Annotated in this window: 21 protein-coding genes; 7 read left to right on the forward strand and 14 right to left on the reverse strand. The window is 59.4% G+C overall.

The annotated features are described in order from the left end of the window. Nucleotides 1-14 precede the first annotated feature (14 nt). Together CAF77_RS13795 and grxD are read left to right on the forward strand one after the other, a co-directional pair. Nucleotides 15-2,120 carry a molybdopterin oxidoreductase family protein gene (locus CAF77_RS13795; protein WP_064383836.1) on the forward strand — a complete coding sequence of 702 codons (2,106 nt, stop codon included), beginning with the start codon at nt 15-17 and terminating at the stop codon, nt 2,118-2,120. Nucleotides 2,121-2,217: 97 nt separating this feature from the next. After that, nucleotides 2,218-2,559 carry a Grx4 family monothiol glutaredoxin gene (gene grxD / locus CAF77_RS13800; protein WP_039765841.1) on the forward strand — a complete coding sequence of 114 codons (342 nt, stop codon included), beginning with the start codon at nt 2,218-2,220 and terminating at the stop codon, nt 2,557-2,559. Nucleotides 2,560-2,664: 105 nt separating this feature from the next. On the opposite strand, the gene bfr is transcribed toward grxD, so the two are convergent. Both bfr and CAF77_RS13810 read right to left on the reverse strand, forming a co-directional pair. Next, nucleotides 2,665-3,141 (reverse strand): bacterioferritin, encoded by a 477-nt coding sequence (bfr, locus tag CAF77_RS13805; protein WP_011335740.1) that lies wholly within the window; start codon nt 3,139-3,141, stop codon nt 2,665-2,667. 199 nt (nt 3,142-3,340) lie between these two features. Beyond that, nucleotides 3,341-3,559: a bacterioferritin-associated ferredoxin gene (locus CAF77_RS13810; RefSeq protein ID WP_007953193.1), complete on the reverse strand. Its 219-nt coding sequence runs from the start codon at nt 3,557-3,559 to the stop codon at nt 3,341-3,343. Between the two features lie 291 nt (nt 3,560-3,850). Between CAF77_RS13810 and CAF77_RS13815 the strand changes: the two genes are divergently transcribed. Continuing rightward, complete coding sequence (locus CAF77_RS13815) at nt 3,851-4,453, forward strand: peroxiredoxin (protein ID WP_007963972.1); 603 nt, start codon at nt 3,851-3,853, stop codon at nt 4,451-4,453. 74 nt (nt 4,454-4,527) lie between these two features. On the opposite strand, the gene rnt is transcribed toward CAF77_RS13815, so the two are convergent. Together rnt and pyrC are read right to left on the reverse strand one after the other, a co-directional pair. Next, a complete protein-coding gene (gene rnt, locus CAF77_RS13820) occupies nt 4,528-5,202 on the reverse strand; it encodes a ribonuclease T (RefSeq protein ID WP_007953196.1) in 675 nt (224 codons plus the stop codon). Beyond that, nucleotides 5,199-6,245, reverse strand: coding sequence for a dihydroorotase (gene pyrC / locus CAF77_RS13825; RefSeq protein WP_085654765.1), 1,047 nt, complete (start codon nt 6,243-6,245; stop codon nt 5,199-5,201). The genes rnt and pyrC overlap by 4 nt, the downstream gene beginning before the upstream one ends. A gap of 160 nt (nt 6,246-6,405) precedes the next feature. Between pyrC and CAF77_RS13830 the strand changes: the two genes are divergently transcribed. Then, nucleotides 6,406-7,314 carry an OmpA family protein gene (locus tag CAF77_RS13830; protein WP_007953200.1) on the forward strand — a complete coding sequence of 303 codons (909 nt, stop codon included), beginning with the start codon at nt 6,406-6,408 and terminating at the stop codon, nt 7,312-7,314. Between the two features lie 129 nt (nt 7,315-7,443). Next, a complete protein-coding gene (locus CAF77_RS13835) occupies nt 7,444-8,661 on the forward strand; it encodes an argininosuccinate synthase (protein WP_007953201.1) in 1,218 nt (405 codons plus the stop codon). Between the two features lie 115 nt (nt 8,662-8,776). Here CAF77_RS13835 and CAF77_RS13840 read toward each other — a convergent pair whose 3' ends face one another. Beyond that, nucleotides 8,777-9,358 carry a hypothetical protein gene (locus tag CAF77_RS13840; protein ID WP_085654767.1) on the reverse strand — a complete coding sequence of 194 codons (582 nt, stop codon included), beginning with the start codon at nt 9,356-9,358 and terminating at the stop codon, nt 8,777-8,779. Nucleotides 9,359-9,759: 401 nt separating this feature from the next. Between CAF77_RS13840 and CAF77_RS13845 the strand changes: the two genes are divergently transcribed. Beyond that, entirely contained in the window at nt 9,760-10,386 is a 627-nt protein-coding gene (locus CAF77_RS13845; protein WP_007953203.1) for a response regulator transcription factor, read from the forward strand. Nucleotides 10,387-10,474: 88 nt separating this feature from the next. Here the strand turns inward: CAF77_RS13845 and CAF77_RS13850 are convergent, their stop codons facing one another. The 8 genes from CAF77_RS13850 to metG form a co-directional block, all read right to left on the reverse strand. Next, nucleotides 10,475-10,654 (reverse strand): PA3496 family putative envelope integrity protein, encoded by a 180-nt coding sequence (locus CAF77_RS13850; RefSeq protein WP_064383833.1) that lies wholly within the window; start codon nt 10,652-10,654, stop codon nt 10,475-10,477. A 107-nt stretch (nt 10,655-10,761) separates the two neighbouring features. Continuing rightward, nucleotides 10,762-11,400, reverse strand: a complete 639-nt coding sequence (gene nth / locus CAF77_RS13855; protein WP_085647251.1) for an endonuclease III — start codon at nt 11,398-11,400, stop codon at nt 10,762-10,764. Next, a complete protein-coding gene (locus CAF77_RS13860) occupies nt 11,397-11,978 on the reverse strand; it encodes an Rnf-Nqr domain containing protein (RefSeq protein ID WP_064383831.1) in 582 nt (193 codons plus the stop codon). Before CAF77_RS13860 ends, nth begins: the two co-directional genes overlap by 4 nt. After that, complete coding sequence (locus CAF77_RS13865; RefSeq protein WP_064383830.1) at nt 11,975-12,580, reverse strand: RnfABCDGE type electron transport complex subunit G; 606 nt, start codon at nt 12,578-12,580, stop codon at nt 11,975-11,977. Before CAF77_RS13865 ends, CAF77_RS13860 begins: the two co-directional genes overlap by 4 nt. Then, nucleotides 12,577-13,560: an RnfABCDGE type electron transport complex subunit D gene (locus CAF77_RS13870; protein ID WP_064383829.1), complete on the reverse strand. Its 984-nt coding sequence runs from the start codon at nt 13,558-13,560 to the stop codon at nt 12,577-12,579. Before CAF77_RS13870 ends, CAF77_RS13865 begins: the two co-directional genes overlap by 4 nt. Next, a complete protein-coding gene (gene rsxB / locus CAF77_RS13875) occupies nt 13,547-14,761 on the reverse strand; it encodes an electron transport complex subunit RsxB (protein WP_085654769.1) in 1,215 nt (404 codons plus the stop codon). The genes CAF77_RS13870 and rsxB overlap by 14 nt, the downstream gene beginning before the upstream one ends. Further along, nucleotides 14,758-15,327: an electron transport complex protein RnfA gene (locus CAF77_RS13880; RefSeq protein WP_085654771.1), complete on the reverse strand. Its 570-nt coding sequence runs from the start codon at nt 15,325-15,327 to the stop codon at nt 14,758-14,760. The genes rsxB and CAF77_RS13880 overlap by 4 nt, the downstream gene beginning before the upstream one ends. Before the next feature lie 131 nt (nt 15,328-15,458). Then, entirely contained in the window at nt 15,459-17,510 is a 2,052-nt protein-coding gene (gene metG, locus CAF77_RS13885; RefSeq protein WP_085654773.1) for a methionine--tRNA ligase, read from the reverse strand. A 155-nt stretch (nt 17,511-17,665) separates the two neighbouring features. Here metG and apbC point away from each other — a divergent pair, with 155 nt between their 5' ends. After that, nucleotides 17,666-18,760, forward strand: coding sequence for an iron-sulfur cluster carrier protein ApbC (gene apbC / locus CAF77_RS13890; protein ID WP_064383825.1), 1,095 nt, complete (start codon nt 17,666-17,668; stop codon nt 18,758-18,760). A 68-nt stretch (nt 18,761-18,828) separates the two neighbouring features. Here the strand turns inward: apbC and CAF77_RS13895 are convergent, their stop codons facing one another. Then, complete coding sequence (locus CAF77_RS13895) at nt 18,829-19,587, reverse strand: SDR family oxidoreductase (protein ID WP_085654774.1); 759 nt, start codon at nt 19,585-19,587, stop codon at nt 18,829-18,831. Between the last annotated feature and the right edge of the window lie 137 nt (nt 19,588-19,724).

Raw genomic sequence — 19,724 nt, forward strand, 5'->3', positions numbered from 1 at the left:
GACAGAGACTGGCCATGACCAAGACTCTCCATCACCGTGCCTGCCACCTGTGTGAAGCCATCTGCGGCTTGACCATCGAAACCACCGAAACCGACGGCCAGGTGCAGATCACCTCGATCAAGGGCGATGCCCAGGACACGTTCAGTCGCGGACACATCTGCCCCAAGGCCGTGGCACTGCAAGATATCCAGAACGATCCGGATCGCCTGCGCCAGCCGATGCGCCGGGTCGGCAGCGAATGGTTGCCCATCGAGTGGGACGAAGCGTTCGAGCTGGTCGCCGAAAAACTCTCGGCGATTCAGGAGCGTCATGGGCAGAACGCGGTCGCTGTGTATCAGGGCAACCCCAGCGTGCATAACTACGGGCTGATGACCCACAGCAATTACTTCCTCGGCCTGTTGAAAACCCGCAACCGCTACTCGGCGACGTCGGTCGATCAACTGCCCCATCACCTGACCAGTTACTTGATGTATGGCCACGGCTTGCTGCTGCCGATTCCGGACATCGATCACACCGATTTCATGTTGATCCTGGGCGGTAATCCGCTGGCGTCCAATGGCAGCATCATGACCGTGCCGGATGTCGAGAAGCGTCTGAAGGCGATTCAGGCCCGGGGCGGCAAAGTGGTGGTGGTCGATCCACGGCGCAGCGAGACGGCGGCGATGGCCGATCAGCATTTGTTCGTGCGCCCCGGCGGCGATGCGGCGTTGTTGTTTGGTGTGCTCAATACTCTTTTCGCCGAGGGCCTAACTTCGGACAGTCATCTGCCGGTGGATGGTCTGGACGAAGTCCGCACAGCGGTGGCGGGGTTCACCGCTGAAGCCATGAGCCCGTTGTGCGCCGTTCCCGCCGAACAGATCCGCCAGTTGGCCCGGGACTTCGCTGCTGCGCCAAGCGCCGTTTGCTACGGTCGGATGGGGGTTTCCACTCAGGCCTTCGGCACGCTGTGTCATTGGGTCGTGCAGTTGATCAATCTGGTGACCGGCAATCTCGATCGCGTCGGCGGTGCCCTGTGCACCGAGCCTGCGGTGGATCTGGTGGCCTCGACTTCGGGCGGGCATTTCAACAAATGGCAGAGCCGCGTGTCCGGGCGTCCTGAATACGGTGGCGAGTTGCCGGTCTCGGCGCTGGCTGAAGAAATGCTCACCGAGGGTGAAGGGCAGATTCGCGCGCTGATCACCGTGGCCGGCAATCCAGTGTTGTCCACGCCCAATGGCCGGCAACTGGAGCAGGCGCTGGACGGGCTGGAGTTCATGGTCAGTGTCGACCTGTATATCAACGAAACCACGCGCTATGCCGATCTGATCCTGCCATCGACTTCGGCGCTGGAGAACGATCACTACGACACCACCTTCAATCTGTTTGCGGTGCGCAACGTCACCCGATTCAACCGGGCAATCCTCGCCAAACCCGAAGGGGCGCTGCATGACTGGGAGATCTTCGTCGGGCTGGCCAAGGCTTTTGCCGCGAAGACCGGCAAGGAGCTGAAACCGACGATGCCGCCGGCGAAGATGATCGACATGGGATTACGCATGGGCACCTATGGCGATGCGTCCGAGCATAAATTGTCGCTTGCGACGCTGTTCGATCATCCGCACGGTGTTGACCTGGGAGCGCTGAAACCCAACTTGACACCGCGATTGAAGACCTTCAATCAACGAGTTCAGGCGGCGCCGCCGGAAATCCTCGCCGACCTGGCGCGCTTCGCCGCGTTGCAGGCGCCGGCGGCCGATGAGCTGTTGATGATTGGTCGCCGTCATGTACGCAGCAACAATTCGTGGATGCACAATTACCACCGGTTGGTGAAGGGCAAGCCGCGTCATCAGTTGTTGATGAATCCGGACGATCTCGCCAGTCGCGGGCTCAGTGATGGTCAGCTTGTGCGGGTCAGTTCACGGGTAGGGGAAATTGAGGTCGAAGTGCTGGGCAGTGCCGACATGATGAAGGGCGTGGTCAGCCTGCCGCACGGATGGGGCCACGCCCGGCCGGGTGTGCAGATGGCGATTGCCAGCAGCCAACCCGGCTCCAGCGCCAATGACCTGACCGATGAATGCCAGCTCGACGAGCTGTCAGGCAATGCGGCGCTCAATGGCGTGCCGGTGACGGTGGCGGCGGCGTGAGCAAGTCTGTCGGGGAGACCGAGCAGGGCGCTCGGGATTCCGTTACAATGCGCCACCGTGCCGACCCATGAGTCGGAAAGTTCAGCCGAGGTGCTCCATGGATATCATCGAAACGATTAAAGAGCAGATTGCCAACAACACCATTCTGCTTTACATGAAAGGCTCGCCGAATGCCCCCCAGTGTGGCTTCTCCGCGAAAGCTGCGCAGGCTGTGATGGGCTGCGGCGAGAAGTTCGCCTACGTCGACATCCTGCAGAACCCGGAAATCCGCGCCAACCTGCCGAAGTACGCCAACTGGCCGACTTTCCCGCAGCTGTGGGTAGCCGGTGAACTGGTCGGCGGCAGCGACATCATGGCTGAAATGTTTGCCAACGGTGAGCTGCAGACCCTGGTCAAGGAAGCATCCGCCAAGGCTGCTGCGGCCAAGTCCGAAGCCTGATTGGCTTCTGCCCGGATTTCGGCGAGCTGAAGTCCGGGCAATAAAAAGCCCCGCCTCTCGAAAGAGGGCGGGGCTTTTTAGTGTCTCGAGTTTAGCGCTGGCTAATTATTCGTCTTCGCCCATCTGCGATTGCAGATAGTTTTCAAGACCGACTTTATCGATCAGGCCGAGTTGGGTTTCCAGCCAGTCAATGTGTTCTTCTTCGGATTCCAGGATGTCTTCGAGCAGTTCGCGGCTGCCGAAGTCACCGACAGATTCGCAGTGGGCGATGGCGGCCTTCAGATCGGCGTGGCCGGTCTTCTCGATACGCAGGTCGCACTCCAGCATTTCCTTGGTGTGCTCGCCGATGTGCAGCTTGCCCAGGTCCTGCACGTTCGGCAGGCCTTCGAGGAACAGGATGCGCTTGATCAGCTTGTCCGCGTGCTTCATCTCGTCGATGGATTCGTGGTACTCGTGTTTGCCGAGCTTGTTCAGGCCCCAATCTTCGTACATGCGTGCATGCAGGAAGTACTGATTGATCGCGACCAGCTCATTGGCAAGGATCTTGTTGAGATGCTGGATGACTGTTACGTCGCCTTTCATGATGGGAGTCCTGCCCTAAGTAACGGTATATAGGGCAGAGTTTGAGCTTGGTATTTATAAGTGTCAAACCTAAGTTATTGAATAATAAATGAAAATTAATCGGAATAAGAATGTTTGTGTTCCGCGTCTGGGCGCTAAGCAATTGATTTTCAGGCATAAAAAAACCGGACATAAGTCCGGTTCTTCGAATTCGGGATAATTACGCGGCGGTAAATTCTGCCGGGTAGGGGATCGCGGCCTGGGCGGTTTGCAGCTTGGTCAGGGTTTCGCGAACCACTTCCTTCGCCAGGCACGCACATTTGCCGCATTGGCTGGCGACGCCGGTGGCCTGACGGACTTCTTTATAGCTGCAGCAACCTTCATAGATCGCTTCGCGGATTTGTCCGTCGGTGACGCCAGTGCAGAGGCAAACATACATAAGTGAGAACCGTCGCTGGTTGTGACTCAATTGCGATGGATCTTAATGTTAACGAGAATGATTGTCAAAGTGCTTTCCGAAGGGTTTTCATCGCCAACGGCTGTGACTGACGAACGGTGGTGCATGGCTGAATGCCAGCCGGGATTTCGCGAAAAACCTTTAAGGACAGTCGAAAAACGCAGTGTATGATGGTCGGCCCTTGCGAAGGGGGTTCGTGTCACAGGGCTGTCGCCTGAGGGTGGCAGGCTGGCCCGAACCCTGAACTTCAAGTTTCTACACCAGGAGATATCAATGAGCGTACTCGTAGGCAAACAAGCCCCTGACTTCACCGTCCCGGCCGTACTCGGCAATGGCGAGATCGTTGACAGCTTCACCCTGTCCTCGGCCATCAAAGGCAAATACGGCCTGGTGTTCTTCTACCCGCTGGACTTCACCTTTGTCTGCCCGTCCGAGCTGATCGCTCTGGACAACCGTATGGCCGACTTCAAGGCACGCAACGTTGAAGTAGTCGCCGTTTCGATCGACTCGCACTTCACCCACAACGCCTGGCGCAACACCCCGGTCAACAATGGCGGCATCGGCCAGGTGAAATACACCATGGCTGCCGACATGAAGCACGAAATCGCCAAGGCCTACGACGTTGAGTCCGAAGGCGGCGTGGCTTTCCGTGGCGCGTTCCTGATCGACGACAAAGGCGTTGTCCGCTCGCAGATCATCAACGACCTGCCGCTGGGCCGTAACATGGAAGAGTTGATCCGTCTGGTCGACGCTCTGCAATTCCACGAAGAGCACGGCGAAGTCTGCCCTGCCAACTGGAAAAAAGGCGACAAAGGCATGAACGCTTCGCCAGAAGGCGTTGCGGCTTACCTGACCGAGAACGCTGCTGCCCTGTAAGGCGCATCGTCGAGGTACAAAAAAACCGGCTCTTGAGCCGGTTTTTTCATGCGCGGGATTTAGCCCGACGACCCTCAGTCGTCGAAGTCTTCCCAGCCGCCCATCTGTTTCCAGCGGTTGACGATGCCGCAGAACAGCTCGGCGGTCTTTTCGGTGTCGTAACGCGCCGAATGCGCTTCACGGCCATCGAAATCGATGTCGGCTGCCTGGCAAGCCTTGGCCAGTACGGTCTGACCGTACGCCAGACCCGCGAGGGTTGCGGTGTCGAAGCTGGAGAACGGGTGGAACGGGTTGCGCTTCATGTCCAGCCGCGCGACGGCGGCGTTCAGGAAGCCGAGGTCGAAGCTGCTGTTGTGGCCGACCAGAATCGCCCGCTTGCAGCCGTTGGCCTTCAAGGCCTTTCGCACGCCACGGAAGATGTCGGTCAGCGCCGTTTCTTCGCTGACGGCCATGCGCAACGGGTGATCGAGCTTGATCCCGGTGAACTCCAGCGCGGCCGCTTCAACGTTGGCGCCTTCGAACGGCTCGACACGGAAGAAGTAAGTGTGGTCCGGATAGACGAAACCCTTTTCATCCATGGCGATGGTGGTCGCGGCAATCTCCAGCAGTGCGTCGGTGGCCGAGTTGAAACCACCGGTCTCTACGTCGACGACAACCGGCAGGTAGCCGCGAAAGCGTGCTGCCATTGGATGACGGGAACCGCCGCCACCTTGACCGTCCAGTTCGTCGTCGAAATGGTCTTCACTCACGCGTGTTCCTCCAGCAGGCGCCAGCGCAGTTTTTCACCGGCGCGCAGCGGGATAACGGTCAGCTCGCCGAAAGGCAGGCTGGTCGGGGCGGTCCATTCGTCACGAACCAGGGTGATGCGATCGGTGTTCGCCGGCAGGCCGTAGAAACGCGGGCCGTTGAGGCTGGCGAAGGCTTCGAGCTTGTCCAGCGCGTTGCGCTGTTCAAAGGCTTCGGCATACAGCTCGATGGCGGCGTACGCGGTGTAGCAGCCGGCGCAGCCGCAGGCAGCTTCCTTGGCGTGCTGGGCGTGCGGTGCCGAGTCGGTACCGAGGAAGAACTTCGCGCTGCCGCTGGTGGCGGCGTCGAGCAGGGCTTCCTGGTGCGTGTTGCGTTTGAGGATCGGCAGGCAATAGAAGTGCGGCCGAATCCCGCCCACCAGCATGTGGTTGCGGTTGTACAGCAGGTGATGCGCGGTGATGGTCGCGCCGATGTTGGCCGAAGCCTCGTTGACGAACTGCACGGCGTCGCCGGTGGTGATGTGTTCGAACACCACTTTCAGCGTCGGGAAACGCTCGACCACGCGACGCATGTGCTCATCGATGAAGATTTTCTCGCGGTCGAACACGTCGACGTCGCCACGGGTGACTTCGCCGTGGATCAACAGCGGCATGCCGACTTCGGCCATGGCTTCCAGCACCGGGAAAATCTTGTCGATGCTGGTGACCCCGGAATCGGAGTTGGTGGTGGCGCCGGCCGGATACAGCTTCGCGGCGTGCACGAAACCGCTGGCCTTGGCCTCACGGATTTCTTCGGGCTGGGTGCGGTCGGTGAGGTACAGCACCATCAGCGGCTCGAAACGACTGCCGGCCGGGCGGGCAGCGAGAATCCGCTGGCGATAGCCGTCGGCTTCAGCGGCGTTGCGCACCGGAGGTACCAGGTTGGGCATGATGATGGCGCGACCAAAGGTGCGCGCGACATCCGCAACGGTATTGGTCAACACGGCACCATCGCGAAGATGAATGTGCCAGTCGTCGGGACGCAGCAGGGTCAGGCGGTCGGACATGAGGGGATTCCAGGCGGGTCAAACTGAGGCGAATGCTACCGGAAAAGACTCTTGCAGGCACTCGCTATCAAGTTTTGCGACGAGCGTCCGATATCCCATAGGTATGCCGTAAAGATGTATGTCTCGGTCTTTTTTGTTGTAGAAGCCAATGGAGCCTCCCGTGCGCCAGCGATATTTAGCCTTGCTCAGTGTGTTTGCCAGCCTTCCCGCGATGGCACTGACCTACCAGACCCGTCTGGAGAACATTGAGTGGACGGTCGAGGGCGACAAGTTCGAGTGCCGTCTGACGCAGCCGATCACCGACTTCGGCTCGGGGCAATTCGTGCGCAAGGCCGGCGAGCAGGCGACCTTTCGCCTGAACGCCTACAACGCCATGCTTGGCGGCGGTTCGGCGACTTTGCTGGCGGCGGCTGCGCCGTGGCAGCCGGGGCGTGGCGACATCAATCTGGGCACGGTTCGACTGGGCAGCGGCAACGTGCTGTTCAACAGTTCGCAATCCCAGGCCGGGCAACTGATCAGCGGTTTGATGGACGGTCGCAGCCCCGTGGTGCGCCGGGCATCGGGCGATGGTCGGGTGTCTGAAGTGCGCCTGTTGCCGGTCAAGTTCAGCAAGGCGTTCAATGACTATCAGACCTGCGTGGCGAAACTGCTCCCGCAGAATTTCGATCAGGTCAAACAATCGCAGATCGGCTTCCCCGGCGAAGGCATCGAACTGGACGCCGCCGCCAAGGCCAAGTTGCAAGTGATGCTCGAGTACATGAAGGCCGATCCGACGGTCAATCACATTGAGCTCGATGGCCACTCCGACAACAGCGGCAATCGCCTGACCAATCGCGAGCTGTCGCGCCGCCGCGCGCTGGCCGTGGTCGACTTCTTCAAGGCCAACGGCATCCAGGAATCGCAGATCACCGTGCGTTTCCATGGTGAACGCTACCCGTTGGTGCCGAACACCAATGCCGCCAACCGAGCCAAGAACCGGCGGGTCAACGTGCACCTGGCGCGGGTGGCACCGACGACTGCTCCGGCACCTCAGGCCAGCACGCCTGCCAACACGGCGGCGACTTCCTGACCTGCCGGTCATCGTCGCCCTCTCGACAGATTCTGTCGCTTTGTCGTCTTAAGCTGTCGCGCCTCTGTAAATTATCGCGTTTGGGCGGTAGACTCCTCGGCTTTCCGTAGAACCCCGTGGAGTGATGGCATGGCGGACGTAAACAAGGTCGTTCTGGCGTATTCCGGCGGCCTGGACACTTCGGTGATCCTCAAGTGGCTGCAGGATACTTATAACTGTGAAGTCGTGACCTTCACCGCTGACCTGGGTCAGGGCGAAGAGGTCGAGCCGGCTCGCGCCAAGGCGCAGGCCATGGGCGTCAAAGAAATCTACATCGACGACCTGCGCGAAGAATTCGTGCGTGACTTCGTGTTCCCGATGTTCCGCGCCAACACCGTTTACGAAGGCGAGTACCTGCTGGGTACTTCCATCGCGCGTCCGCTGATCGCCAAGCGTCTGATCGAAATCGCCAACGAAACCGGCGCCGATGCCATTTCCCACGGCGCCACCGGCAAGGGCAACGACCAGGTGCGTTTCGAACTGGGTGCCTACGCACTCAAGCCAGGCGTGAAAGTGATCGCCCCTTGGCGCGAGTGGGACCTGCTGTCCCGCGAGAAGCTGATGGACTACGCCGAGAAGCACGCGATCCCGATCGAGCGTCACGGCAAGAAGAAATCCCCGTACTCGATGGACGCCAACCTGCTGCACATCTCCTATGAAGGCGGCGTGCTGGAAGACACCTGGACCGAGCACGAAGAAGACATGTGGCGCTGGACCGTCTCCCCGGAGAAGGCTCCCGACACCCCGCAGTACCTGGAACTGACCTACCGCAACGGCGACATCGTCGCGCTGGACGGCGTCGAAATGACCCCGGCCACCGTGCTGGCGACGCTGAACAAGATCGGTGGCGAGCACGGCATCGGCCGTCTGGACATCGTCGAGAACCGTTACGTCGGCATGAAGTCCCGTGGCTGCTACGAAACCCCAGGCGGCACCATCATGCTGCGCGCTCACCGCGCCATCGAATCGATCACCCTGGACCGTGAAGTCGCTCACCTCAAAGACGAGCTGATGCCGAAGTACGCCAGCCTGATCTACACCGGTTACTGGTGGAGCCCTGAGCGTCTGATGCTGCAACAGATGATCGACGCCTCCCAGGTCAACGTGAACGGCGTCGTGCGCCTGAAGCTGTACAAGGGCAACGTGATCGTGACCGGTCGCAAGTCCGACGATTCGCTGTTCGACGCCAACATCGCGACCTTCGAAGAAGACGGCGGCGCCTACAACCAGGCCGACGCGGCGGGCTTCATCAAGCTCAACGCGCTGCGCATGCGTATTGCTGCCAACAAGGGCCGCAAGCTGTTCTGAGTTTTTTGGTGTGATGAAAATGGCGGCCTTGTCTGTGTGACAAGGCCGCCACTGCGCAAATTCCCCTGCTTGACTTGATCAGCAATGGTCAGTATCTCCGCGATATTCCGCCTTCTCAAACTTTCCCCGCCTGGATCATGTTCATTGAGTCCGCGTCGTAGAAAATACAGTAAGTAGTTCCGACGGCTTTCTTTCCCTGTTTAAACGATTTGAAGATATTTTCCGTTGCTGAATCGTCTGATATCGAGCTGGTCAAAAACACAAATATTCTGAGTGAGTGCTTGGGCGAGTGTGGGATTTTTTCCAATAATACTTCTGTCTCCGATACGGAAATTCCTCCCCTGGTATCAATGATATATAGCGTGCTGAATGGTTTTGGCAGTTTTACCGTATGCAGTGCTGGATTGGGCTGCGGTTGTACCTCCATCAAGTTCGTTGCGGTATCTTCAAATGCCTTTAGAAAATTATTTTCGTTATTGAAGTCCGACGGTGCATAAAGTGAACGATAGTTAAAGTTGAGTGTGATGAAGAACAGGAATGACAAGAAAAACGGGAAGCTGATCAAAAGCCAGATATATGTTTTTCGTTCTTCGTTATCAAGAAAAGGCAGGGAGACCGCCGCCGAAGTTTCGGTTATCAACGCAAATATGGCGATGATGCTTATAGGGTTTGTGACTTTTTTGTATTTTTTCAACATGGTCTTTTCTCATGAAATTGACTGTTCTCGTTGTGATGTTTTTAGTGGTTTGTATAGGGGAGCGATGAGTGGTGTATTCAGTGCTCGTTAACGGGTGTTTATATTAAAAGTGGCCGGGTGAACATCAGTATGTTGTTTCAGGTTTTTTGTGATGGATGGGTTTGTCATTTCTGGAATGAGTGGTCGAATTGTTGTTGGTTATTGACCGGTCGGAAGTGAGGCTTTTGTTCTTTCTGCCCTCATGCTTTTGTTCTGGTGGGCCGTTTCTGTAGGACTAATCTTTATGGGTTGTAGGAAGTGTCTCTTGATGCCAGTGTGAATGAACTTATCCATGCCATGGATGAAATGACTGCGTTATTGTGCCGGTTCTAAAAATTCGAACAGCGAAACTGGACTTGCCCATGAATAAAGTGCTGATCGTGGATGATCACCCCGTCATTCGTCTTGCGGTACGTATGCTGATGGAGCGTCATGGCTACGAAGTCATTGCAGAAACCGATAATGGAGTGGATGCATTACAGCTTGCCCGCGACCAGATGCCCGATATTGTCATTCTTGATATCGGTATACCGAAACTGGATGGACTGGAAGTCATTGCGCGCCTTACAACAAGTGCAATGCCGTTGAAAGTGCTCGTGCTGACGTCACAGTCACCGGGGCACTTTTCCATGCGTTGCATGCAATCGGGGGCGGCGGGTTATGTTTGCAAGCAACAGGATCTCACTGAGTTGCTGAGTGCAATCAAGGCGGTACTGTCCGGATACAGCTATTTTCCGAATCAGGCGTTGCACACCGTGCGAACCAGTCTGGGAAACGCCAGCGAGGCGGACATGGTTGATCGCCTGTCAGGGCGTGAAATGATGGTGTTGCAGCAACTGGCGCGAGGCAAGACCAACAAGGAAATTGCCGACGGGATGTTCCTGAGCAACAAGACCGTGAGTACCTACAAAACCCGATTGCTTTTAAAACTCAACGCGCGGTCGCTGGTGGATCTGATTGAGTTGGCGCAGCGGAACGGCCTGGTCTGAGAGTTTCTGTGGCTGACGGATCATGGGCGGATCGGAATCAGCGTATGCCAGAAAGAGAAAAGCCTCCGTTTCGGGAGGCTTTCAAATGTCAGAGATCAAAATCGTAATCGGCCAATTGCTTCTGCAACCGGCGCTCCTCAAGCAGGTTGTCGATGGTTCGACGCTTGCTGAGATTGGTCTTGGCGACTTCAACCACCGGTTCGGCGTCGTCGGTTTCGGCAGCGATGAAATCGTCGTCTACATCCAGTTGTTCTTTGGTGTCAGTCATAAGGTCAACTCCAGGCTAAGACTGCCGTTGGCGCTCCTTATATCGATATTCCCGCCGATGGTAAAAAAGATTTTTTCAATCGATAAATCAATAATTCCAATAGCCGCTCAATCGTCTGAAGTCTTGTGCTTGTACTCACACAAATCTTCGATCCGACAGCTGCCACAACGGGGTTTGCGTGCCAGGCACACGTAGCGCCCGTGAAGAATGAGCCAGTGGTGCGAGTCGAGCAGGTATTCTTTTGGCACAAACTTCATCAGTTTTTTTTCCACCTCGACCACATTTTTACCCGGTGCAATGCCGGTGCGGTTGCTGACCCGGAAGATGTGGGTGTCCACTGCCATGGTCAACTGGCGGAACGCGGTGTTGAGCACCACGTTGGCGGTCTTGCGGCCAACACCGGGCAAGGCTTCCAGTTCTTCGCGCGTCTGTGGTACTTCACCATTGTGCAGCTCGACCAGCAGGCGGCAGGTCTCGATCACGTTTTTGGCTTTGCTGTTATAGAGTCCGATGGTCTTGATGTATTCGGACAGACCTTCAACGCCCAAGGCATGAATGGCTGCCGGCGTGTTCGCCACCGGGAACAGCTTGGCCGTCGCTTTGTTCACCCCGACATCCGTCGACTGCGCGGACAGAATCACCGCGATCAACAGTTCGAAAGGCGAGGAGTAGGCCAGTTCGGTCTTGGGCTCGGGGTTGTCCTCGTGCAGCCTGCGGAAGATCTCCAGACGTTTTGCGGCATTCATGGGTGATGCGTTTCCTCGGGTAGGGCGGCAGGGCGAGTCCAGGCCTGACGGGCGGCCAGTAACAGTCCAAGCAATATGAAGGCGCCGGGCGCCAGCGTCGCGAAATGCAGGCCTTCGCTGAACAGAATCAAGCCTTGCCAGTGTTCCGACAGGTGATGGCCGATGCTGCCCTGCCCGATCAGCTCACGCAATACCGCGAGCACAACCATCAGCGCGGCAAACAGGCCACACAGGTTCAGCGGTGCGCGGACAGGCTGGCGAAAGAATCCATTGTGCTCCAGCACGACGCATTGCAAGCCAATCAGCCCAACATAAAGGCTGATCAGTTGATGCCACTGCATTGCACTGCGTTGCAGGAAAATATCGGCGCAGCCCGTCAGCGTCGCGGCCAGCACCAGACTGACCGGCAACAGGCTCTGGCTGCTCAGACGCGAGCGTAGCGGTGCCATGCACAAACCGTAAACGCCCACGACAACCGCGAATATCAACAGCGTCGTCAGCGCACCCGCCACGGAGTCGCTGGCTCCGATCAATAGCACCAGCATCATTGAATTCGACAGTGTCGCTGACGTGTTCATGACGCGCTCCCTATCAGGGCCGTCCGGTGTTCATCGAAGTAGCGCAGGGCATCGTGGATGGCATTGATCGCCGCGCGAGATGTAATGGTTGCCCCGGCGATCTGGTCGAATTGCCCCTGATCCTTCTTCAAGGCCCATCCGGCATCTGGCGGTTGGCTGAGTGATTTTCCGCTGAAGGTCTGAAGCCAGCTATTTGGCCAGTCGCCGATATGCCCGCCCAGCGAAGGCGTTTCGTTTTGCTCAAGGGTTTTCACGCCGAGCAATCGGCCCTTGGCGTCGATGGCAATCAGCAACTCGATATTGCCAGCGTAACCTTGGGTCTGGCTGCGCAACAGGACTGCCACGGGTTGTCCGTTTTTGCTCGCCCGATAACCGCCCAGCAGCTGACTATGGCTCAGGTTGATGTCGGTCAGCGTCAGAGGTTGTTGAAGCGGCTGATTGTCGTAAGCGTCGACCGGCAGCACGTCCAGCAATTTACGACTCTCACGCAGACGCTGTTCGGCGGCGATCTGCGGCGCATTGCTGCGTTGCACCAGCCACGTCACGCCGATGCCCAGCGCGCTTATCAACAACAGTGTGATCAGGCTGTTCGTCCGGTTCATGTTGTTACCCGCGCCTGACGGGCCATCGCAAAGCGCTCCAGCGCCGGCACGCAAAGGTTCATCAACAGCACCGCAAACGCCACGCCGTCCGGATAACCACCCCAGGTGCGGATCACGTACGTCAGTAGCCCCACGCCCGCGCCGAACAGCAGACGGGCGAGTGGACTCCTGGCGCCCGATACCGGTTCAGTGACGATGAAAAATGCGCCAAGCATGGTCGCGCCGCTCAGCAGGTGAAACAGTGGCGAACCGTGGGAGTCGGATCCCGAACCGTTCCAGCACAACAGGCTGATCACAAACAGGCTGGCGAGCATGCCGACCGGCGCCTGCCAACCAAACACCCGACGCTGTAACAGGAACAGGCCGCCGGCGAGGAACGCCAGGTTCACCCACTCAACGCCGTGCCCGCCAACGCGACCGAATGCCGGATTGGCGGCAAACAGTTCGTCCATGGTCAGGCTTTTATTGATGCGCAAACTGTCCAGCGCGGTGGCTTGAACCCAGGCATCCGGCTGTGAGCCCGGATTGAACACCTGGCCAAAAGCCGCCGCCAGACCCATGCCATGGGCGGGCCAGTGGGTCATCGGTTGCGGGAACATGACCATCGCCAGGGCAAAGCCGAGCATGGCTGGATTGAACGGGTTTCGGCCCACGCCCCCGTACAGATGTTTGCCCAGCAGCAGGCCCGAGGCGATCGCCGTGACCGTCAGCCACCACGGGCAATAAGGCGGCAGGGCAATTGCCAGCAGCGTGGCGCTGACGACCGCGCTGCCATCGGTCAAGGTAGCTTGCAATGGCTGGCGGCGCAGATGTGTCACCGCAGCTTCCACAGCCAGCGCCGTGCCGACGGAGAGGATCAGGTTGATCGACACGCCCCAGCCGTAAAACCAGAACAACGCCAGCCATCCCGGCAATGTCGCCAGCAACACCAGCTTCATTGCCTGTTGCAGGCGCTCGTCTCTGGTTTCAATGGCTGACATGAGCTTGTACCAGCCGCTCTGCTTCTTGCAGGCGAGCACGGGCCTTTTCGAGGATGTCGGCGGATGTGCCTTCGCGCCGTTGCAGCTTGTTCAGATCGGCACGAGCGTAGGCCAGTTCGGTTTTCAGCTGACGCAGCTGGTCGTCGATCGGCCGTTTTTCGACACGCACAAGCTCGGGCGCCGGTTGATCGCTGGCGGCTTCGGCGTTGTGCAGGGCCTGTTCGGCGTCACGCAGCGCTTGCTCCAGCGCGGCGATCTCGGCTGGCGGAGCCTCCGCGGTTTGCGCTTTTTTCAGCTCGGCGCGGCGCATTGCCAACTGGATTTTTGCCCGCTTCAGATCGGCGTCCTTCGCCGGAGCGGCCACGACCGGCGCGGGTGCCGCGCTGCTTTCCAGCTTCGCCAGTGCCTGTTCGGCCGCTTCGAACTGTTGTTGCAGGACGATCAGTTGCGATTGCTGATCGAAGGTTGGCGGATGACCGAATGCCTTGAGCGACTTGTTCAATTGCGCCCGACTCATGGCCACGTCGATCTTGGCTTTTTTCAACGCTGCATCGGCGGTCGCGGCTTTTTGCGCACGCACCCGTTCCAGCGCCGCCTGCACTGGATCGAGTGTGGTGGCGGTGGCTTCGGCCTGGGCCGCGCGCTGCGCCCGGGCTTCGCGTTCGGCCTGCTTCTGCTGTTCTTCGCGTTGCAAGCGAGCGTTGCGCCGTTCGAAACGCTGGCGGGCGTGATCGCGTTTGGCCGCACGAGCCTGCTGTTCTTCAAGGCTGGCGGCCAGCCCACCGACCACCGGCAGCGTGCCCAGCGGCAGCGGGTGCATCTCAATGCAGTCGACCGGGCAGGGCGCTACGCACAGATCGCAACCGGTGCATTCGTCGATGATGACGGTGTGCATCAGTTTTGCCGCGCCGACGATCGCGTCGATCGGGCAGGCCTGGATGCATTTGGTGCAGCCGATGCATTCGGCCTCGCGAATGTAGGCCACTTGCGGCGGCGCCGAACCACGGCTGATGTCCAGTTCCAGCACCGGGATTTTCAGCAGTTCGGCCAGCGCCGCAATGGTTTCGTCGCCACCCGGTGGGCACTTGTTGATCGGCTCGCCGTCGGCGATGCCTTCAGCGTAGGGTTTGCATCCGGGATGGCCGCACTTGCCGCATTGGGTCTGCGGCAGCAAGGCATCGATGCGTTGAATCAGACTCATGTTTTGATCAGTCCACTGAATCCGAGAAAAGCCACGGCCATCAGTCCGGCGCCGATCAACAGGATCGGCAGGCCACGAAAGGGCAGGGGAATATCGTTGTCGGCCGTGCGTTCGCGCAAATCGCTGAACAGGCTCAACACCAGCCAGAAACCCAGACCGGCGCCAAGGCTCAGCGCTGTCGCACGTAACAGGCCTTGATCCGTTTGCGCGTTGATCAGCGTCAGCCCCAGCACACCGGCATTGCCCAGCAGCAGCGGCCACAAACCTTCGAATGGCAGCGTGGGTCGCCAATGTGCCAACAGCTTCAGCAACGGCGCGATAAGCAGGACGCTCAACGGCAGAAACACAAACTGCCGCAGGAATTCCAGTTGCATCGGCACCAGCAGCCAATGCCAGATCGCATAACCCGCCACGCCGACAATCAGCATCAGACACAACGTTGCCAGTCCCAGCGCATGCACCTGACGGCGTTCGCCCGCCAGCAGCGGATCGACGCCCAGCGGCCAGTGCAACACGAAGTTGTTGATCAGCGCAGCACTGAAGAGCGTAAGCACGAGTTCGGTCATGGTTCTGCCGGCAGGAACGGGCGTGTGTCACTTAAGGTTAGGCATTATCCGGCAGCCGGGGAGGGCGGGCCAGATATGAAAAATCCCACAGGCGCACGGAGCACGCCTGTGGGATCTGTCAGGGCAGAACCTTACTTGATGCGCTGACCCGGCTTGGCGCCGCTGTCCGGGCTCAGCAGGTAGATTTCTTCACCGCCAGGGCCGGCCGCCATCACCATGCCTTCGGAGATGCCGAACTTCATTTTCCGTGGCTTGAGGTTGGCGATCATCATGGTCAGGCGACCGTCGAGCTTCGACGGATCCGGATAAGCGCTCTTGATCCCCGAGAACACGTTGCGTTGCTCGTCACCGATGTCGAGGGTCAGACGCAGCAGCTTGTCCGCGCCTTCCACGTGCTCGGCCTTGACGATCAGCGCCACGCGCAGGTCGACGGCGGCGAAGGTGTCGAAGTCGATTTCCGGCGACAGCGGATCCTTGGCCAGTTCGCCATTGCCGGCAGGTGCGGCGGCGCCGGTGTCGGTCTGGCTGGCGGTCAGGTCTTCTTTCGAGGCGTCGGTCATGGCTTGCACTTTCACCGGGTCGATGCGGGTCATCAACGGTTTGAATTCGTTCAACTGGTGGTTGGCCAGCAGCGTGGTGTGGTCGTTCCAGGTCAGCGGAGCGACGTTGAGGAACGTCTCGGCATCGGCGGCCAGCACTGGCAGCACCGGTTTGAGGAAGATCACCAACTGGCGGAACAGGTTGATCGCCGTGGCGCAGACCGCCTGGACTTCATCCTGCTTGCCTTCCTGCTTGTTCAGCGACCATGGCGCCTTGTCGGCGATCCAGGCGTTGGCGCGGTCGGCCAACGCCATGGTTTCGCGCATGGCACGGGCGAAGTCGCGGGCTTCATAGGCGTCGGCGATGCTTGGCGCAGCAGCCAGGAATGCTTCGGTCAGTTCCGGTGCGGCGTTGGTGTCCACCAGCAGGCCGGCGTTGCCTTTCTGGATGAAACCGGCGCAACGGCTGGCGATGTTGACGACTTTGCCGACCAGGTCGGAGTTGACCTTCTGCACGAAGTCTTCGAGGTTCAGGTCGAGGTCGTCCACGCCACGGCCCAGCTTGGCGGCGTAGTAGTAGCGCAGGTATTCCGGCGACAGGTGATCCAGGTAGGTACGGGCCTTGATGAAGGTGCCGCGGGACTTGGACATCTTCTGACCGTTGACGGTCAGGTAGCCGTGCACGTTGATCCCGGTCGGCTTGCGGAAACCTGCGCCTTCAAGCATCGCCGGCCAGAACAGGGCATGGAAGTTGACGATGTCCTTGCCGATGAAGTGGTACAGCTCGGCGGTGGAGTCCTTGCCCCAGAACGCGTCGAAGTCCAGCTCCGGCGTGCGGTTGCACAGGTTCTTGAAGCTGGCCATGTAGCCGATCGGCGCGTCCAGCCACACGTAGAAGTACTTGCCCGGCTCGCCCGGGATCTCGAAACCGAAGTACGGCGCATCGCGGGAGATGTCCCACTGTTGCAGGCCGGCGTCCAGCCATTCGGCGATCTTGTTGGCCACGGCGTCCTGCAGGGTGCCGCTGCGGGTCCAGCCCTGCAGCATTTCCTGGAAGTCCGGCAGCTTGAAGAAGAAGTGCTGGGAATCCTTGAGCACCGGGGTGGCGCCGGAGATTGCCGATTTCGGATCCTTCAGATCGGTCGGCGCGTAGGTCGCACCGCATTTTTCGCAGTTGTCGCCGTACTGGTCTTCGGTGCCGCATTTCGGGCAGGTGCCCTTGATGAAGCGGTCGGCCAGGAACATTTTCTTTTCCGGGTCGAAATACTGGGTGATCGAACGTTGGGCGATGTGCCCGGCGTCACGCAGCTTCAGGTAGATCTGGCTCGACAGCTCACGGTTTTCTTCGGCGTGAGTGGAGTGGAAGTTGTCGAAGTCCACCAGGAACTCGGCAAAGTCGGCGCTGTGTTCGGCCTGGACGTTGGCGATCAGTTGTTCCGGGGTGATGCCTTCCTTTTCCGCGCGCAGCATGATCGCCGAACCGTGGGCGTCGTCGGCGCAGACATAAATGCACTGATTGCCGCGATGCTTCTGGAAGCGCACCCACATATCGGTCTGGATGTATTCCAGCATGTGGCCAAGGTGGATCGAACCGTTGGCGTAGGGCAGGGCGCTGGTGACGAGAATCTTGCGTGGTTCGGACATGTGGGGCTTCGCTACTTGATGAAACGGAGGTCGGCCACTATAAAGCGCCGGGAAAGATATTTCACCTCTGCAAATCGTTGCCGGACATGCCGTCCGGAGGACAGAAGGGGTAGGATACCCGCCATCTTTTCCCAGTCTTGTTATCGGAGTTGCCCATGAGTGCCGTCACTCGCGCAGCGGTGGAAGCCGTCCTCAGCCAATACACCGACCCTTACCTGAACCAGGATCCGGTCAGCGCCGGTTGCGTGCGCAACATCGAAATCACCGGTGATCGCGTCAGCGTGCAGCTGGAAATCGGTTATGCCGCCGGTCTGTTCAAGAGCGGCTGGGCGCAATTGCTGCAACTGGCCATCGAAAATCTCGACGGCGTGGTGACTGCGAAGGTCGAGGTCAACAGCGTGATCGCCGCGCACAAGGCCCAGGCGCAGATCCCGGGGCTGGCCAACGTCAAGAACGTGGTCGCCGTGGCCTCCGGCAAGGGCGGTGTGGGCAAGTCCACCACCGCTGCCAACCTGGCCCTGGCACTGGCCCGCGAAGGCGCGAAGGTCGGGATTCTCGATGCCGATATCTATGGCCCGAGCCAGGGCATCATGTTCGGCATTCCCGAGGGCACCCGTCCGCAGGTCAAGGATCAGAAATGGTTCGTGCCGCTGCAGGCCCATGGCGTGGAAGTGATGTCGATGGCGTTCCTGACCGACGACAACACACCGATGGTCTGGCGCGGGCCGATGGTTTCCGGCGCGCTGCTGCAACTGGTCACGCAAACCGCCTGGGGCGACCTGGATTATCTGGTCATCGACATGCCGCCAGGCACCGGCGACATCCAGCTGACCCTGGCGCAGAAAGTCCCGGTGGCTGGCGCGGTGATCGTCACCACACCGCAGGATCTGGCGCTGCTCGACGCACGTAAAGGCGTAGAGATGTTCCGCAAGGTCAACATTCCGGTGCTGGGCGTGGTGGAAAACATGGCCGTGCACATCTGCTCGAACTGCGGTCATGCCGAGCATCTGTTCGGTGAGGGCGGTGGCGAGAAGCTGGCGACCCAGTTCGGCGTCGAGCTGCTGGCTTCGTTGCCGCTGTCGATGCTGATCCGCGAACAGGCCGATGGCGGCAAGCCGACGGTGATTTCCGAGCCGGACAGCCAGATCGCCATGGTCTATCAGGAACTGGCCCGCCACGTCGGCGCGCGGATCGTGTTGCAGGAAGCAGCCTCGCCGGCGATGCCGAACATCACCATCAGCGACGATTGATGCCTGCGGTTTAAACAAAAACGCCCCGGTGCCTGTGCACCGGGGCGTTTTTCATTGCGCGGCAGGGGTCAGATACGCAACCCGCCGTCCATCTCCAGAATCCGGCCGGTGTAGTAGTCGTTCTCGAAGATGTACGCCGCCGAATGGGCGATCTCTTCCGGCTTGCCCATGCGCTTGAGCGGAATGCCCGAGGTCATTTTTTCCAGCGCTTCAGGCTTCATGCCCAGGGTCATCTCGGTTTCGATGAAGCCCGGAGCGATACCGGCCACGCGAATGCCGTAGCGCGCCAGTTCCTTCGCCCACGTCACGGTCGCCGCAGCGACGCCAGCCTTGGCGGCGGAGTAGTTGGTCTGGCCGACGTTGCCCGCGCGGGAGATCGACGAGATGTTGATGATCGCGCCGCTGTTCTTCAGCTCGACCATTTTCGCCGCCACTTCACGGGTGCAGAGGAACACGCCGGTCAGGTTGACGTCGATCACCGCCTGCCACTGGGCCAGGCTCATCCTGGTCATCTCGCCGTCCTTGACCTTGAGCAGCAGCCCGTCGCGCAGGATCCCGGCGTTGTTGATCAGGCCGTGGATCGCGCCGAAGTCTTCGGCGACCTGAGCGACCATGTGCGTCACCTGCTCTTCGTTGGCGACGTTGCACAGATAGCTGCGTGCCTCGACACCCTTGGCCTTGCAGGCTGCGACTGCGTCATCGAGTTTTTCCTGATTCAGGTCGACCAGCGCCAGCTTCGCGCCCTTGCCCGCGAAATACTCGGCCATCGAGCGGCCCAAGCCTTGGCAACCGCCAGTGATAATGATTACTTTGTCGTTGAGTTGCATTCGCATGCCCCCGAGAGCAGGTCAGAGTGGTCCTTACAGGTAGCCTCTCGATCTGCACCGGCCAGCAGCCTGTTGCACATGAGAACTGCCCGATGGCGAGTGGGACAAAACCCATGCGCCTGTCCGTTTTGTCGACG

This window comes from Pseudomonas sp. R15(2017), from assembly GCF_002112685.1.
Lineage (GTDB): Bacteria > Pseudomonadota > Gammaproteobacteria > Pseudomonadales > Pseudomonadaceae > Aquipseudomonas > Aquipseudomonas glycinae.

What these genes read in the sequence shown, in the direction of transcription:
- CAF77_RS13795 (WP_064383836.1), top strand. Translation starts at nt 15, where the DNA reads ATGACCAAGACTCTCCATCACCGTGCCTGCCACCTGTGTGAAGCCATC.
- grxD (WP_039765841.1), top strand. Translation starts at nt 2,218, where the DNA reads ATGGATATCATCGAAACGATTAAAGAGCAGATTGCCAACAACACCATT.
- bfr (WP_011335740.1), bottom strand. Translation starts at nt 3,141, where the DNA reads ATGAAAGGCGACGTAACAGTCATCCAGCATCTCAACAAGATCCTTGCC.
- CAF77_RS13810 (WP_007953193.1), bottom strand. Translation starts at nt 3,559, where the DNA reads ATGTATGTTTGCCTCTGCACTGGCGTCACCGACGGACAAATCCGCGAA.
- CAF77_RS13815 (WP_007963972.1), top strand. Translation starts at nt 3,851, where the DNA reads ATGAGCGTACTCGTAGGCAAACAAGCCCCTGACTTCACCGTCCCGGCC.
- pyrC (WP_085654765.1), bottom strand. Translation starts at nt 6,245, where the DNA reads ATGTCCGACCGCCTGACCCTGCTGCGTCCCGACGACTGGCACATTCAT.
- CAF77_RS13835 (WP_007953201.1), top strand. Translation starts at nt 7,444, where the DNA reads ATGGCGGACGTAAACAAGGTCGTTCTGGCGTATTCCGGCGGCCTGGAC.
- CAF77_RS13840 (WP_085654767.1), bottom strand. Translation starts at nt 9,358, where the DNA reads ATGTTGAAAAAATACAAAAAAGTCACAAACCCTATAAGCATCATCGCC.
- CAF77_RS13845 (WP_007953203.1), top strand. Translation starts at nt 9,760, where the DNA reads ATGAATAAAGTGCTGATCGTGGATGATCACCCCGTCATTCGTCTTGCG.
- CAF77_RS13850 (WP_064383833.1), bottom strand. Translation starts at nt 10,654, where the DNA reads ATGACTGACACCAAAGAACAACTGGATGTAGACGACGATTTCATCGCT.
- nth (WP_085647251.1), bottom strand. Translation starts at nt 11,400, where the DNA reads ATGAATGCCGCAAAACGTCTGGAGATCTTCCGCAGGCTGCACGAGGAC.
- CAF77_RS13860 (WP_064383831.1), bottom strand. Translation starts at nt 11,978, where the DNA reads ATGAACACGTCAGCGACACTGTCGAATTCAATGATGCTGGTGCTATTG.
- CAF77_RS13865 (WP_064383830.1), bottom strand. Translation starts at nt 12,580, where the DNA reads ATGAACCGGACGAACAGCCTGATCACACTGTTGTTGATAAGCGCGCTG.
- CAF77_RS13870 (WP_064383829.1), bottom strand. Translation starts at nt 13,560, where the DNA reads ATGTCAGCCATTGAAACCAGAGACGAGCGCCTGCAACAGGCAATGAAG.
- rsxB (WP_085654769.1), bottom strand. Translation starts at nt 14,761, where the DNA reads ATGAGTCTGATTCAACGCATCGATGCCTTGCTGCCGCAGACCCAATGC.
- CAF77_RS13880 (WP_085654771.1), bottom strand. Translation starts at nt 15,327, where the DNA reads ATGACCGAACTCGTGCTTACGCTCTTCAGTGCTGCGCTGATCAACAAC.
- metG (WP_085654773.1), bottom strand. Translation starts at nt 17,510, where the DNA reads ATGTCCGAACCACGCAAGATTCTCGTCACCAGCGCCCTGCCCTACGCC.
- apbC (WP_064383825.1), top strand. Translation starts at nt 17,666, where the DNA reads ATGAGTGCCGTCACTCGCGCAGCGGTGGAAGCCGTCCTCAGCCAATAC.
- CAF77_RS13895 (WP_085654774.1), bottom strand. Translation starts at nt 19,587, where the DNA reads ATGCAACTCAACGACAAAGTAATCATTATCACTGGCGGTTGCCAAGGC.